The 14,404-nt window shown below is 75.6% G+C and carries 15 protein-coding genes; 11 read left to right on the plus strand and 4 right to left on the minus strand.

Features of this window, described 5'->3' with window-relative positions:
* Positions 1–66: 66 nt before the first annotated feature.
* The 3 genes from ACQPX6_RS24450 to ACQPX6_RS24460 all read left to right on the plus strand — a co-directional run bounded on the left by ACQPX6_RS24450 (position 67) and on the right by ACQPX6_RS24460 (position 2,796).
* Entirely contained in the window at positions 67–633 is a 567-nt protein-coding gene (locus ACQPX6_RS24450; RefSeq protein WP_433783134.1) for a methylated-DNA--[protein]-cysteine S-methyltransferase, read from the plus strand.
* 15 nt (positions 634–648) lie between these two features.
* Positions 649–1,818 carry a DNA recombination protein RmuC gene (locus ACQPX6_RS24455; protein WP_433783136.1) on the plus strand — a complete coding sequence of 390 codons (1,170 nt, stop codon included), beginning with the start codon at positions 649–651 and terminating at the stop codon, positions 1,816–1,818.
* Between the two features lie 114 nt (positions 1,819–1,932).
* Positions 1,933–2,796: a DUF6542 domain-containing protein gene (locus tag ACQPX6_RS24460; protein ID WP_433783138.1), complete on the plus strand. Its 864-nt coding sequence runs from the start codon at positions 1,933–1,935 to the stop codon at positions 2,794–2,796.
* Between the two features lie 10 nt (positions 2,797–2,806).
* On the opposite strand, the gene ACQPX6_RS24465 is transcribed toward ACQPX6_RS24460, so the two are convergent.
* The 4 genes from ACQPX6_RS24465 to ACQPX6_RS24480 form a co-directional block, all read right to left on the minus strand.
* A complete protein-coding gene (locus tag ACQPX6_RS24465; RefSeq protein WP_433783140.1) occupies positions 2,807–3,220 on the minus strand; it encodes a hypothetical protein in 414 nt (137 codons plus the stop codon).
* A gap of 105 nt (positions 3,221–3,325) precedes the next feature.
* Positions 3,326–3,982: a response regulator gene (locus ACQPX6_RS24470; protein WP_433783142.1), complete on the minus strand. Its 657-nt coding sequence runs from the start codon at positions 3,980–3,982 to the stop codon at positions 3,326–3,328.
* On the minus strand, positions 3,979–5,076 hold the full coding sequence (locus ACQPX6_RS24475) for a sensor histidine kinase (protein WP_433783143.1): 1,098 nt from the start codon (positions 5,074–5,076) through the stop codon (positions 3,979–3,981). Before ACQPX6_RS24475 ends, ACQPX6_RS24470 begins: the two co-directional genes overlap by 4 nt.
* 43 nt (positions 5,077–5,119) lie before the next feature.
* Entirely contained in the window at positions 5,120–6,103 is a 984-nt protein-coding gene (locus ACQPX6_RS24480) for a 4-hydroxy-3-methylbut-2-enyl diphosphate reductase (RefSeq protein ID WP_433783145.1), read from the minus strand.
* A 98-nt stretch (positions 6,104–6,201) separates the two neighbouring features.
* On the opposite strand from ACQPX6_RS24480, the gene ACQPX6_RS24485 reads away from it, so the two are divergent.
* From ACQPX6_RS24485 to ACQPX6_RS24520, 8 genes are all read left to right on the plus strand, one after another.
* A complete protein-coding gene (locus tag ACQPX6_RS24485; RefSeq protein WP_433783147.1) occupies positions 6,202–6,780 on the plus strand; it encodes a lipid droplet-associated protein in 579 nt (192 codons plus the stop codon).
* A 16-nt stretch (positions 6,781–6,796) separates the two neighbouring features.
* Positions 6,797–8,071: an exodeoxyribonuclease VII large subunit gene (xseA, locus tag ACQPX6_RS24490; protein ID WP_433783148.1), complete on the plus strand. Its 1,275-nt coding sequence runs from the start codon at positions 6,797–6,799 to the stop codon at positions 8,069–8,071.
* A gap of 44 nt (positions 8,072–8,115) precedes the next feature.
* A complete protein-coding gene (locus ACQPX6_RS24495) occupies positions 8,116–8,358 on the plus strand; it encodes an exodeoxyribonuclease VII small subunit (protein WP_433783150.1) in 243 nt (80 codons plus the stop codon).
* A gap of 43 nt (positions 8,359–8,401) precedes the next feature.
* On the plus strand, positions 8,402–9,484 hold the full coding sequence (locus tag ACQPX6_RS24500; protein ID WP_433783151.1) for a hypothetical protein: 1,083 nt from the start codon (positions 8,402–8,404) through the stop codon (positions 9,482–9,484).
* 172 nt (positions 9,485–9,656) lie between these two features.
* Positions 9,657–10,661, plus strand: coding sequence for a class II fructose-bisphosphatase (gene glpX / locus ACQPX6_RS24505; protein WP_433788350.1), 1,005 nt, complete (start codon positions 9,657–9,659; stop codon positions 10,659–10,661).
* A gap of 124 nt (positions 10,662–10,785) precedes the next feature.
* The gene (locus tag ACQPX6_RS24510; protein WP_433783152.1) at positions 10,786–11,406 is read left to right on the plus strand and encodes a L,D-transpeptidase; all 621 of its coding nucleotides are present in this window, start codon (positions 10,786–10,788) and stop codon (positions 11,404–11,406) included.
* Positions 11,407–11,428: 22 nt separating this feature from the next.
* Entirely contained in the window at positions 11,429–12,835 is a 1,407-nt protein-coding gene (locus ACQPX6_RS24515; RefSeq protein WP_433783154.1) for a class II fumarate hydratase, read from the plus strand.
* Positions 12,832–14,355, plus strand: a complete 1,524-nt coding sequence (locus ACQPX6_RS24520; protein ID WP_433783156.1) for an ATP-dependent DNA ligase — start codon at positions 12,832–12,834, stop codon at positions 14,353–14,355. Before ACQPX6_RS24515 ends, ACQPX6_RS24520 begins: the two co-directional genes overlap by 4 nt.
* Positions 14,356–14,404 lie beyond the last annotated feature (49 nt).

Here is a 14,404-nt window from a genome sequence, read left to right on the forward strand (position 1 = left end):
CCGGACGGGCTCCGGCGGCGTCCAACCAGGGTGACAGCCGTTCCGCCCTGATCCCGGAGGCCCCCGATGAGCGCCCTCGCCACCGTCCCCACCCCACTCGGCCCGTTCACCGCCGTCGTCGACGACGAGGGCGCGGTGCTCGCCTCGGGGTGGACCGACGACGCCGACCTCCTGCTGGCGCTGGTCCACGCCGAGCTGCGGCCGGCCGACCCCGCCCGGCGCGCCGACCTGGGGGCGGTGACGGCGGCGGTCGCGGCGTTCCACGACGGCGACCCGGTCCCGGCCGTCGCGGTCCCGGTGCGCCAGATCAGCGGGCCCGCCACCACGGCGATCTGGGACGCGCTGCGCGCCGTGCCGGCCGGCGCGCCGACCACCTACGGCGAGCTCGCGCAGGCGGCGGGCCACCCGAAGGGCCACCGGCTCGCGGCGCGGGCCTGCGTGCACAACGCCGCGACGCTCTTCGTGCCGTGCCACCGGGTGCTGCGCCGCGGCGGCGGGCTCGGCGGCTACCGCTGGGGGCTGGAGCTCAAGGAGCGGCTGCTGGCGATGGAGGCGGCCTGGGGCACGGAGCGCAGCGGAGCTGCCCCGCCGGAGGCGGATCACGGTCGCGGGCCCGCGGTGTCGGGGGTGTGATCCATCCTCACCCCCATGACGACGAGCGGGGTGCTGGCGGGGCTGCTGCTGGGGCTCGTGCTGGGCGCGGCCGTCGGCGCGTGGGCGGCGCTGCACCTGGCGGGCGCGCGGCGGGACGTGGCGGTGTCCGAGGCCGTCCGCCGCGCGAGCACCGAGGTCGCCGCGGCGCGCGCCGAGCTCGAGGCCGAGCGGCGCGGGGCCCACGAGCGCGAGCGGGCGGTGTCGCCGGCGGCACGCGCGGCGTCGGTGGAGGCGCTCGACCGCGTGCTCGAGCCGGTGGCCAGCGCGCTCGGGCGGATGGAGGCGCAGATGGCGGGCGCCGCCCGTGAGCGCGAGGCCGCGTTCGCGGCGCTGCGCGAGCAGGTGGGCGCGGTGGCCACCAACGCCGCGGGGGTGGCGGGCGAGACGCGGGCGCTGGTCGGCGCGCTGCGCGCCCCGCACGTGCGGGGACGGTGGGGCGAGCTGCAGCTCGAGCGGGTCGTCGACCTCGCCGGCATGGTCGAGCACTGCGACTTCACCCGCCAGGCCCACGCCCGCGGCGGGGACGACGGCGCCCAGCGTCCCGACCTCGTGGTGCACCTCGCGGGCGGCAAGCAGGTGGTCGTCGACGCCAAGGTGCCGTTCGCGGCGTACCTCGAGTCCACCGAGGCCCGCGACGACGCCGCGCGGCGCGAGCGCGTCGCCGCCCACGCCAAGCAACTCCGCGCGCACGTCGAGGCGCTGGGCGCCAAGGCCTACTGGCGGCGCTTCGAGCCGACGCCCGAGTTCGTGGTGATGTTCGTGCCCGGCGAGGTGTTCCTCTCCGCGGCCCTCGAGGCCGACCCGGCGCTGCTCGAGCACGCGTTCGGCCTCGACGTCGTCATCGCCACCCCGACGACGCTCGTGGCCCTCCTGCGCACGGTGGCCTACGCCTGGCGCCAGGAGGCCCTGGCCCGCAACACCGCCGAGGTGCACGCCCTCGGCCGCGAGCTGCACGGGCGGCTCGCGGTGCTCTCGGGGCACCTCGCGCGGCTCGGCCGCTCGCTCGACGGCAGCGTGCGGTCGTTCAACGAGACGGTGAGCTCCCTCGAGTCGCGGGTGCTGGTCAGCGCCCGGCGCTTCGCCGACCTGTCGGTCACCAGTGCCCACCTGGAGGCCCCCGAGCAGGTCGAGCGCCGCCCGCGCGCGCCGGCCGAGACGGCGTGAGGCCCGGCGGGGCCCGCGAGGGTGCGCCGGGCGTCGTGGTGCGCGTCACGCCACGCGTCGCGTGTCGTGGCGGGCCGACGGCCCAGCGCCGAACGCCCGCTAGCGTTGCCCCCTGTGACCAGCGCGCGGGAGGACGCCGTCTTCACCGGGGCGGTCGGCCCCGGCGAGCGGTCCGTCGTCCGCACGGTGCGCGGACTGCGCTGGTGGGGGGCGATCGCGCTCGCGGCGGTGCTCACCGTCGCCGGCGTCGCGATCGACCTGCTGACCTCCGGGGAGCTGGGCGTCGTGTTCACGGCGTGCTTCGCGGGCGGCTGCATCCTCGCCACCGCCTGGGCGCGCCGCGACTCGCTGTTCGTCCCGCTCGTGCAGCCGCCGCTGCTGCTCGCGGTCGCGGTGCCCGCGGTGGTCGTGGCGACGGGCTCGCTGCCCCGCTCCGGCGGCACGGCGTCCGTGCTGCTGGCCGTGGGCGGGCCGCTGGTCAACGGCTTCCCGACGCTGGCGATCACCGCCGCGATCTGCCTGGCGCTCGGGTTCATCCGCTCGCGCATCGAGCCGTTCCAGCGGCCCGGCGACGACCTCGACCCCGACGCGCGCGCCGCCGAGCGCCTGCCGCGTGACCGGGCGCCCCGCGACCGGGACCCGCGGGATCGTGATCGCGAGCGTCCCCGGGACCGGGACCCGCGCGACCGCGATCCCCGGGACCGTGACCGGGAGCGGGACACCCGGGACCGGGACCGGGACCGCCGCGATCCGCGGGACCGCGACCCCCGGGACCCTCGTGACCGGGAACCCCGCGACCCCCGCGACCGGCCGCGCCGGGTGCCGGTCGAGATGCGCCCCGTGCGCGACGACCGCCGCCGCCCGGCCGCCGACGACCCCCGGCGCCGCCCGACCCGGCCCGACGACCCGGACGACGAGTTCGGGCCGGGCGTGCGCCGGGTGCCGCGCCGCGTCGACGGGCCCGACGACCGGCGCTGACCCCGGCCCCTCAGTGCGCGTACTCGTCGCGGCGCAGCAGCATCGCGCCGAGCATGGTGAAGAACATCAGGACGTGGCCGCCGATCATCAGCGTCTCGCCGGTGATCGCGCCGAGGCCGTAGGGCACGAGCAGCACCACGAACGGCGTGCACATCGCCGCCGACATCTCGGTGATCTGGCGCGCGGAGTGCCGGCGCACCGCCATCCACACCGCCATGCCGATCGTCATGTCCGCGGCCATGACCAGGGCGTGCACCGCGGGCAGCGCCGCCCAGGCCGCCGGGGTCAGCGGCATCAGCAGCACCATCCCCACGAACATCGCGATGACCATCTCGACGTAGTGGAGCGCGAAGCGCAGCCACCGGCGGGACGCGGGGCGGGCGGTGGGAGCGGTGACGGTGGCGGTGGGCAGCGAGCGGGTCATCGGTGGCTCCTCGGACGGCGGGGCGACGCGGACGAGCCTCGCCGCCCGCGCCCCCCGCGGGACGTGCCGGAGGTCATGACCCGCGGTCACCTCGCACGTGACCCGCTACAGCAGGTCGAGGGCGCGGGCGCGCAGGGCCGCCTGGGTGCGGTCGCGGGCCCCGAGCTTGCCGAGCACGTTGGTCACGTGGTTCTTCACCGTGCCCTCGGCGAGGTGCAGCGTCCCGGCGATCTCCCGGTTGCTGCGCCCGTCGGCGAGCAGCCGCAGCACGTCGACCTCGCGGTCCGACAGCGGCACGACGAGGGGCTGCGGACGGGGCCGGCCGTCGTCCACCGGCATCCGCGCGACTCGGGCGACGACCTTCGCCGCCACCGAGGGCTCGAGCACCGACCCGCCCCGCGCCGCCGTGACCACGGCCTCGACGAGCCGGGCGGACGAGACGTCCTTGAGCAGGTAGCCGACGGCGCCGGCCCGCAGCGCGGCGAACACGTCCTCGTCGTCGTCGAACGTGGTCAGCGCGATGACGCGCACGTGCGGCTGCTCCACGCTGAGGCGCCGGGTGGCGGCGACGCCGTCGAGCACGGGCATGCGCAGGTCCATGAGCACCACGTCGGGGGCGAGCTCCGCGGCGCGGCGCACGGCCTCCGCGCCGTCGCCGGCCTCGCCCACCACCACGACCTCGGCGCGCACGCCCAGCAACGTCGTCAGGGCCTCGCGGAACAGCGCCTGGTCGTCCACCAGCAGGAGCCGGACGGGATTCACACCGGCACCTCCACGGTCAGCGCGCTGCCGCCGCCCGGCGCCGGGGCGAGCTCGAGGTGCCCGCCGAGCAGCTCGGCGCGCTCGCGCAGACCGACCAGGCCGTAGCCGGGCGTCGCGCCGACGGCACCGGAGGGGCCTCGCCCGTCGTCGCGGACCGCCATCCGCACCGCGCCGTCGGCGTACTCCAGGCACAGCTCCGCGCGGTGCGCCTCGGCGTGCTTGCGCACGTTGGTCAGCCCCTCCTGCGCGGCGCGGAAGAGCGCCTCGCGGGCGGCATCGGGCAGCGGGCGCTCCTCGCCGGCCACGGCGACCTCGGCGGGCAGGCCGGCCGCCGCGCTCTCCTGCGCCAGGGCCCGCAGCGCCTCGGGCAGCGGCGGCACCACCCGCGCCTCGCGCAGCGCGCCCACCGACCGGCGGACCTCGGCGAGCGCCTCCTGCGACTGGTGCTGAGCCTTCGCGAGTACCTCGTCCGCCCCGTCCCGCCCGCTCCCGAGCAGCGCGCGGGCGGCCTGGAGCTGCATCTGCACCACGGTCAGCGAGTGCCCCAGCCCGTCGTGGATGTCCCGGGCGACCCGGTTGCGCTCCTGGGCCAGGGCGAGGCGCTCGGACTGCGCCGTCTGGTCGCGCAGCTGCTGGTGCGCGACGGCGAGCTCGCGGCGCATCGCCTGCTCGCGGCGCAGGAGCTCGGTGACGACGGCGGCGAACACCACCGCGACCAGCGTCCCCAGGCCCTCGCGCACGCCCTCGAGTAGCGGCATCCCGGTGTGCACCATCGGCACCATCGCGATGACCACGATCGTCGCGGGCAGCGGGAGCAGCAGCACGCACTGGCTGACCAGCACGATGAGGAAGAGCGTCCCGCCCACCCCGGGCGCCAGCGCGAACACCACCGACGCGAGCACCAGCCCGACGACGACGTGCGCCGCCGACCAGGCACGGCTCCCCCGGCGCTGCACCCACCGGAATCCGAGGGTCGCGAGCAGGGCGAACGCGACGCCGAGCGGGAGCACCGCGACCGGGTCACCGCCGCCGACCACCCCGAGCACCAGGGTGAGCAGCGCACCCCCGGTGAGCAGGGTCAGGGCCAGCAGCACGGGGACACTGTGCGGTGCCCGCGCCCGGAGGACAACGGGGTGGCTAGCGGACGGCCTGCGGCTTCATGTCCCGCTTGAGCTCGCGGGGCAGCGAGAAGGTCAGCTTCTCGTTCGCCGTGGTGATCTCCTCGACGTCGGCCCACCCGCGGTCGGCGAGCCAGTGCAGGACCTCGCCGACGAGGATCTCGGGCACCGAGGCGCCGCTGGTGACCCCGACCGTCGTGACGCCCTCGAGCCAGGCCTCGTCGATCTCGCCGGCGTGGTCGACCAGGTGCGAGTCGGACGCGCCGGCCTGCAGGGCGACCTCGACGAGGCGCACCGAGTTCGACGAGTTGCGCGAGCCGACGACGAGCACGAGGTCGCACTCGGGCGCCATCTGCTTGACCGCGACCTGGCGGTTCTGGGTGGCGTAGCAGATGTCGTCCGACGGCGGGTCGGCCAGCGAGGGGAAGCGCTCGCGCAGGGCGCGCACGGTCTCGAGCGTCTCGTCGACCGACAGCGTCGTCTGCGAGAGCCAGATGACCTTCTCCGGGTCGCGGACCGTGACCCCGTCGACCGCCGCGGGCCCGTCGACGAGCTGCACGTGGTCGGGCGCCTCGCCGGCGGTGCCCTCGACCTCCTCGTGGCCCTCGTGGCCGATCAGGAGGATGTCGTAGTCGTCGCGCGCGAAGCGCTTGGCCTCCTGGTGCACCTTGGTGACCAGAGGGCACGTGGCGTCGACCGTGCGCAGCTCGCGGGCGGCGGCCTCGGCGTGGACGGCCGGGGAGACCCCGTGCGCGGAGAAGACGACCGTGGCGCCCTCGGGCACCTGGTCGGTCTCCTCGACGAACACGGCACCGCGCGCGGCGAGCGTGGTCACGACGTGGCGGTTGTGCACGATCTCCTTGCGGACGTACACCGGGGCGCCGTAGGTCTCGAGGGCCTTCTCCACCGCGACCACGGCCCGGTCGACGCCCGCGCAGTACCCGCGGGGCTTCGCGAGCAGCACCCGCGGGGTCGTCGCGCCTGTCTCGTGACTGGTGGACATGACCCCAGCCTACGGGCGACGGGCGTCACCGACCGGGCGTCACGGGCCCGCGGGTGGTCGTTCGCACACCGGTGGCGTTCTGCTGGCACCCTGTGCACATGAGTTCGCTGCCGTTCCCGGTGCGGGTCGCCGCCGGTCTCGTCGTCGCCGCCGTCGAGGAGGCCCGGGATCTCCCGCGCACCGTCGCGGGTCTGCCCATCACCGCGGTCAGCCGCGTGCTGCAGCTGGGCATGCGCGCCCAGCAGGTGGTCACCGAGCTCGCCATCAAGGGCGACACCGCGCTGGACGGGATGCGGCCGGTGGAGGAGGCCCCGTCGTGGGCCCGCTTCGACGACGACCTGCCCGAGGCGCTGCCCAGCGGCTACGACGCCTACGACGCGGACGCCCACGACGCGCCCGGGTACGCCGCCGACCTCGGTGACACGCCCCGGCGCACCAACGGCCACCACGCGCCCGCGCTGGGCATCGTCGGCGAGGCGGGCGCGACGGCCTCGGTGACCCCGGACGCCCTGCCCGGCTACGAGACCATGACCATCGCCCAGCTGCGCGGCAAGCTGCGCGCGCTGTCGATCGAGCAGGTCACCGAGCTGCTGGAGTGGGAGCAGGCGCACGCCGACCGCCCGCCGTTCGTCACGATGCTGACCAACCGCATCGCGACCCTCTCGCAGCAAGGCTGACCACGGCGGTGAGCGCGTGACCACCCCGCCCGCCACCAGCGCCGAGGAGCCCTGGCCGGTCCGCACGGTCGCGCGCAAGATCTCGGCCTGGATCGACCGGCTCGGCAGCGTGTGGGTCGAGGGCCAGCTCACGCAGGTCACCGCCCGCCCGGGCTCGTCGACGGCGTTCCTCGTGCTGCGCGACCCGGCGGCGGACGTCTCGCTGGGGCTCACGGCGCCGACCTCGATGGTGCGCGGCGCGGTGCCGCCGCTGGCCGAGGGCGCGCGGGTGGTGGTGCACGGCAAGCCGTCGTACTTCTTCGGCCGGGGCACGCTCTCGCTGCGCGTCGACGAGATCCGCCCGGTCGGCGTGGGCGAGCTGCTGGCGCGCATCGAGCGGCTGCGCGCGCTGCTGGCCGCCGAGGGCCTGTTCGACGCCGCCCGCAAGCGCCGCCCGCCGCGCCTGCCCCGCTGCGTCGGGCTCATCACCTCGCGCGCGAGCGCCGCCGAGCACGACGTCACGACGGTGGCCACGGCGCGCTGGCCCGCGGTCCGGTTCCGCACCTGCAACACCCCGACCCAGGGCCCGCAGGCGGTGCCCGAGATCCTCGACGCGCTGAGCGCCCTGGACCGCGACCCCGACGTCGACGTGATCGTGCTGGCGCGCGGCGGCGGCAGCGTCGAGGACCTGCTGCCGTTCTCCGACGAGGCGCTCTGCCGGGGCGTGGCGGCGTGCCGGACGCCGGTGGTCTCGGCGATCGGCCACGAGCCCGACACCCCGCTGGTCGACCACGTCGCCGACGTCCGCGCCGCGACGCCCACCGACGCGGCGAAGCGGATCGTGCCCGACCTCGCCGAGGAGTCCGCGCACCTCGCGCAGCTGCGCCGCCGGATGCACCGGGCCCTCCACGCGTGGGTGGAGCGCGAGGACGCCGCGCTCGCCGCGCTGCGCCGCCGTCCCGTGCTCGCCGACCCCCTCGGACCGATCGCGGCGCGCGAGGACGCCGTGGCCGGGCTGCGCGCCCGCGCCCGCCAGGTGGTCGACACGAGCCTCACCGCGCGCGCCGCCGACCTGCGCCACCTCACCGCCTCGCTGACCGCCCTCGGGCCGGCGGCGACCCTGGCGCGCGGCTACGCGATCGTCCAGCACGGCGACGCCGTGGACGCGCCCGTCCTGCGCGCGGCCGGCACCCCGTCGCCCGGCGATCACCTGCGCGTGCGCCTCGCCGACGGCGCCCTGCACGCCGTGGTGACCGAGAGCGACCAGGCGGAGAGTCAGCGGAGTGGCGCCGCAGACACTCAACGTCCGTGATGCCACTCCGCTGACACTGGGCCGGGTCGTGATGGGATCGGGTCATGGCGGACGGTGACACCGGCGGCGAGGCCGAGCCGGGCTACGAGCAAGCGCGGGACGAGCTCGCGCAGGTGGTCGCGCGCCTCGAGGCGGGCGGGCTGAGCCTGGAGGACTCGCTGGCGCTCTGGGAGCGGGGCGAGACGCTGGCCCGGACCTGCGAGCGCCACCTGGCCGGGGCGCGCGAGCGCGTCGAGACCGTCCTGCACGAGGCGGGGGCCGACGACGACGGGACGGCGCGCGGGTGATGCGGCACCACGTCGCCCGCCCGATGCCCCAGACTCGACGGCCATGAGCAGCTCGTACGGCCCGCCCGGGGGCATCCCGCAGGACCAGGAGCTCGACCGTGCCGTCGTCGGCGCCCACGCCGACTACCACCGCGAGATCCAGCAGCACGCCGAGCCCGACGGCCTCGTCGACGACGTCGTCACCTACCGGATGCTCGCGCCGCACCTCATGCGCACGCTGCTGTTCCTGGTCGCGCCGACCGCACTGCTGCTGGTCAAGGTCATCATCGACTACCTGGCGTCGATGTCGTCGCCCGACGGGTTCACCGACGCGGTGTCGGGGCTGCTCGGGGTGCTCATCCTCGTGCTCTACCTCGCCGGCGTCGCCTCGTTCTTCGCGCCCGCGAAGGAGCCGATCGCCGAGCACGCCCGCCTGCTGGAGAACCGCGGCGAGGCCGCCGCCACCGCCTACGAGTACGTGCGCGCCGCCGCGGCCTCCCGTCGCAGCCCCGCCGAGGTGGTGCCGTCGACCGTGGCCGGCGTGCCGGTGCTGGTGTTCCGCCAGTACAGCGAGCGCGCGATGCTGCTCGTGCAGCCCTACGGCCGCGACCTCTACGTCGGCTGGACGATGTGGCGCTCGCGCTCCACCGCGACGCTGCTCCTGCACTTCCTGCGCGACACCTTCGGCCGCTTCGCGCCGTCGCCCCGCTTCTCAGCCGAGCTCCGCGCCGCCGCCACCCGGGCGTTGCGCGAGAGCGTGCACTCCCTGTCGCGCGAGGGCGTCGCGGCGGCAGTGCACGCCACCACCCCCGCCACCCACCCCGCCGCCGGCCCGGACCCCACCGGCGGCTGGTCGGCGCCGCCGCGCGAGGACCCCGCGTGGCACGCGGACCGCCGGGACGCCGGGCCGGCCCCCGACCCCTACCGGGCCGACCAGCCCGCCGCGCACCCCGCCGCGCAGCCCGTCGAGGACCCGCACCCGTCGGGCGCGCTGCCCACCGGCGGCCCGCCGACCGGCGGCCAGCAGGCCTGGACAGGCGGCCCGACCGGCACCGAGCGTCCCGACGAGCGCGTGGGGGTCCCCCGCGGCGGCGGCCATGGCGTCCCGCCGGACGGGTGGGGCCCGCCGCCCCGCGACCGCTGGTGAGCACGCGGAACCCCCGGGACGCCGTCGGAGTCTGCGAGGATGACGGGCCCGGCCCGAGGCCGGGCACACGCCCGCCGTCCCGCCCTCCCGGAGGTGCCTCCCGGTGACCCCGCAGGATCCCGTCCAGGCCGACGCCACCCGCAGCCACGAGCCCCCCGACCGCAACCTCGCGATGGAGCTCGTCCGCGTCACCGAGGCCGCGGCCATGGCCGCCGGCCGGTTCGTGGGCCGCGGGGACAAGAACGGCGGGGACGGCGCCGCGGTCGACGCGATGCGCAAGCTCATCGGCTCGGTCTCGATGCGCGGCACCGTGGTCATCGGGGAGGGCGAGAAGGACGAGGCCCCGATGCTGTTCAACGGCGAGGAGGTCGGCAACGGCGACGGCCCGGAGTGCGACGTCGCCGTCGACCCCGTGGACGGCACCACCCTGATGGCCAAGGGCATGCCCAACGCGCTCGCCGTGCTCGCGGTGGCCGAGCGGGGCGCCATGTTCGACCCGTCCGCCGTCTTCTACATGGAGAAGCTCGCGGTCGGCCCCGAGTGCGCCGACGTCGTCGACATCGACCGGCCGGTACGCGACAACGTGCGCGCCATCGCGAAGGCCAAGGGCGTCAACGTCTCCGACGTGTCGGTGGTCGTGCTCGACCGGCCGCGCCACCAGCAGCTGGTGCAGGACATCCGCGACGCCGGCGCCCGCATCCGCTTCATCTCCGACGGCGACGTCGCCGGCGCCATCGCCGCCGCGCGGCCCGAGAGCGGCGCCGACGTGCTCCTCGGCATCGGGGGCACGCCCGAAGGGATCATCACCGCCTGCGCGCTGGCGTGCATGGGCGGCGAGCTGCAGGCGAAGCTGTGGCCCAAGGACGACGCGGAGCGCGAGAAGGCGCTGGCCGCGGGCCACGACCTCGACCGCGTGCTGCAGACCGGCGACCTGGTGCGCGGCGAGAACATCTTCTTCTGCGCCACCGGGGTCACCGACGGCGACCTGCTGCGCGGCGTGCACTACCGCGCGGGCGGCGCCTCCACGCAGTCCATCGTCATGCGCTCCAAGTCCGGGACGGTCCGCATGATCGACGCGTGGCACCGGCTGCACAAGCTGCGCCAGTACTCCAACGTGGACTTCGGCGTGGGCGACGAGGACGTCCCCTTCTGGGGGACCGAGGGCCCGGCGCTGTAACGCGGAGCCCTCCGCACCCGAACGGCGTGGTGGTCGGCGCAGTCGTGCCCGCGGTGGGATGATCCCCGTCCCTCGGGGGTAACCATCATGACCAACTGGTCCAACCCCGGCCACGGAGGTCATCGTGTCGTCGCCCGTCGTTCCCCCGTCCGAGAAGACGATGCTGGCGATGCTCGTCGCCCTGGTCGCCGTGATGGGGGTGCTCGCGGCGGGATCGGCCCTGCTCGGGCCGGCTGCCGCGCCCGCCCCGGTGGCCGCCCCGGCCCCGGTCGCGGCCCCCGCGGTCGAGCCCGCCGCCGTCGTCGCCCCGGCTCCCGCGGTCGCGCCGGCCCCTGCGGTCGCCCCGGCCCCGGTCGTCGCGCCGGCCGCCCCCGCCGTGCCCGCGCTCGCCGCCGGCACGCCCTGTTCGTCCACCGCCGACGCGTGCGTGGACCTCTCGTCGCGCCAGGCCTGGCTGCTCGACGGCGCCGGCAACGTCACCTACGGCCCGGTGGGCGCCCTCGGCGGCACCCGCAAGGACCCGACGCCGACCGGCACGTTCTCGGTCGACTACAAGGACCGCGACCACGTCAGCAACCTCTTCGACGCCGACATGCCGAACTCGGTGTTCTTCGCGCCCGCGGTCGCGTTCCACCAGGGCAGCCTGTCGCAGCGCTCGCACGGCTGCATCCACCTCGGCCGCTCCGCCTCGCAGCGCTTCTTCTCGAACCTGTCGCCGGGCGACACCGTGCAGGTGGTCTCCTGATCCCGGTGAAAGACTGCGGGGCATGAGCGAGGAACAGGAGTACCGGACCGAGCACGACACCATGGGCGAGGTCCGGGTGCCGGCCGCCGCGCTGTGGGCGGCGCAGACCCAGCGCGCCGTGGAGAACTTCCCGATCTCCGGGCGACCCATCGAGCCCGCCCAGATCCGGGCGCTCGGGCTGGTCAAGGGCGCGTGCGCCCGCGTGAACAAGGACCTCGGTGTGCTCGACGGCGACGTCGCCGACGCCGTCGCGGCGGCCGCCGACGAGGTGGCCTCGGGCGCGCACGACGACCAGTTCCCGATCGACGTCTTCCAGACGGGCTCGGGCACCAGCTCGAACATGAACGCCAACGAGGTCATCGCGACGCTGGCGAGCAAGGCCTCGGGGCACAAGGTGCACCCGAACGACCACGTCAACGCCTCGCAGAGCTCGAACGACGTCTTCCCGACGACGATCCACCTCGCCGCCGCCGAGGCGATCGTGCGCGACACCGTCCCGGCGCTCGACCACCTCGGGGCCGTGCTCAACCGCAAGGCCCAGGACTGGCGCCACGTCGTCAAGGCCGGCCGCACCCACCTCATGGACGCCGTGCCGATCACCCTCGGCCAGGAGGCCGGCGGCTGGGCCAGCCAGTGCAGCCACGGCACCGAGCGGCTGCGCGCGGTCCTGCCGCGGCTCGCCGAGCTGCCGATCGGCGGCACCGCCGTCGGCACCGGCATCAACACGCCCGAGGGCTTCGGCGGCAAGGTCGTCGAGCGGCTGCGCCAGGCCACCGAGATCCCCGAGCTCACCGAGGCCCGCGACCACATCGAGGCCCAGGGCGCCCGCGACGGCCTCGTCGAGGCCTCCGGGGCGTTGCGCACCGTCGCCGTCAGCCTCTACAAGATCGCCAACGACATCCGCTGGCTCTCGTCCGGCCCGTCCACCGGCCTCGCCGAGATCCACATCCCGGACCTGCAGCCCGGCTCGTCGATCATGCCGGGCAAGGTCAACCCGGTGATCTGCGAGGCGACGATGATGGTCTGCGCCCAGGTCCTGGGCAACGACGCGACCGTCGCCTTCTCCGGCAGCCAGGGCAACCTCGAGCTCAACGTCATGATGCCGGTGATGGGCTACAACGTCCTCGAGTCCTGCCGGCTCCTGTCCGCCGCCGCCCGGCTGCTCGCCGACCGCGTGCTCGAGGGCACCGAGCCCAACGAGGACCAGTGCCGCCGGTACGCCGAGTCGTCCTCGGCGATCGTCACGCCGCTCAACCGCCTGCTCGGGTACGAGGAGGCCGCGAAGATCGCCAAGACGGCGATGAAGGAGCGCAAGACGATTCGCGAGGTCATCGACGACGAGGGCTACGTGTCCGACGGCAAGCTCACCCAGGAGCAGCTCGACGACGCGCTCGACGTGCTGGCGATGACGCGGGTCGACCAGACGTGACCCTCTTGGGCGACGTCGTCGCCGCCTCGGGCGAGGTGGCGGCGACCCGCTCGCGCAAGGCCAAGACCGCGACGCTCTCGACGCTGCTCGCGCGCCTCGAGCCCACCGAGATCCGGCCGGCGACGGCGTGGCTCGCGGGCGAGATGCTCCAGGGCCGCACCGGGATCGGCTGGCGCACCCTGCAGGCGGTGACGCCGACGCCGGCGGCGGAGTCGTCGCTGGCCATCGGCGACGTCGACGCCGCGCTCGACCGGCTCGCGGCCATGGCCGGGTCGGGCAGCGGGGTCGGGGCCCGGCGCGCGGCCGAGCTCGGCGCGCTGCTGGACGCCGCCACCGAGGACGAGGGCCGCTTCCTCGTGCGACTGCTCGGCGGCGAGCTCCGCCAGGGCGCGCTCGAGGGGATCATGATCGAGGCGGTGGCGGCCGCTGCCACCCTGGCGAGCGAAGCGACGGGCAGTCGTGTGGAGGTGCCGGCCGACGCCGTGCGGCGGGCGTTCATGCTCTCCGGTCGGCTGCCCGAGACCGCGCACGTCGCGCTGACGGGCGGCGACCTCACGACCATCGGCCTCGAGGTCCTGCGCCCCGTGCGCCCGATGCTCGCGTCGCCGGGCGACTCGCTCGACGCCGCGCTCGAGGAGCTGGGGAGCGAGGTCGTCGTCGAGCAGAAGTTCGACGGCGCCCGCATCCAGTGCCACCGCCGCGGCGACGAGGTGCGGGTGTTCACGCGGACCCTGCGCGACATCACCGACGGCGTGCCCGACACCGTCGGGCTGTTGCGGTCGCTGCCGGTGGAGTCGGTGGTGCTCGACGGGGAGATCCTCGCGCTGCAGGACGACGGCCGGCCGCGGCCGTTCCAGGAGACGATGAAGGCGTTCGGCACCACCGGCCTGCAGCCGTGGTTCTTCGACTGCCTGCACCGCGACGGCGTCGACCTCGTCGACGAGCCCCTCGAGCGCCGCCGCACCGAGCTCGCGGCGATCGCGCCCGACCACGTCATGCCCGGTGTCGTGCGCCCGAGCGCGCAGGAGGCGGCCGACGCCGTCGAGGCCTCGCTCGCCGCCGGGCACGAGGGGTCGATGGTCAAGGCCCTCGACTCGACCTACTCGGCGGGCCGGCGGGGTCGTGCGTGGCAGAAGGTCAAGCCGTCGCACACCCTCGACCTCGTCGTCCTGGCCTGCGAGTGGGGATCGGGCCGGCGGCGCGGGTGGCTGTCGAACATCCACCTCGGCGCTCGGAGCGACGACGGCTTCGTGATGATCGGCAAGACGTTCAAGGGCATGACCGACGAGACCCTGCGCTGGCAGACCGCGACGTTCCCGCAGCACGAGACCCACCGGGACTCGTGGGCCGTGTACCTGCGGCCCGAGATCGTCGTGGAGATCGAGCTCGACGGCGTCCAGACCTCGACCCGCTACCCCGGCGGCGTGGCCCTGCGCTTCGCCCGCGTGGTGCGCTACCGCGACGACAAGACCGCCGCCGAGGCCGACACGATCGACACGGTGCGCGCGCTGAGGATGTAGCCGCAGCGAACGGGCGGTTCGCTGCTTCCACGCGCGCAGACTCCCCGTT

Origin of the sequence: Actinomycetospora sp. CA-101289, from assembly GCF_050955895.1 — a bacterium.
Classification (GTDB): domain Bacteria; phylum Actinomycetota; class Actinomycetes; order Mycobacteriales; family Pseudonocardiaceae; genus Actinomycetospora.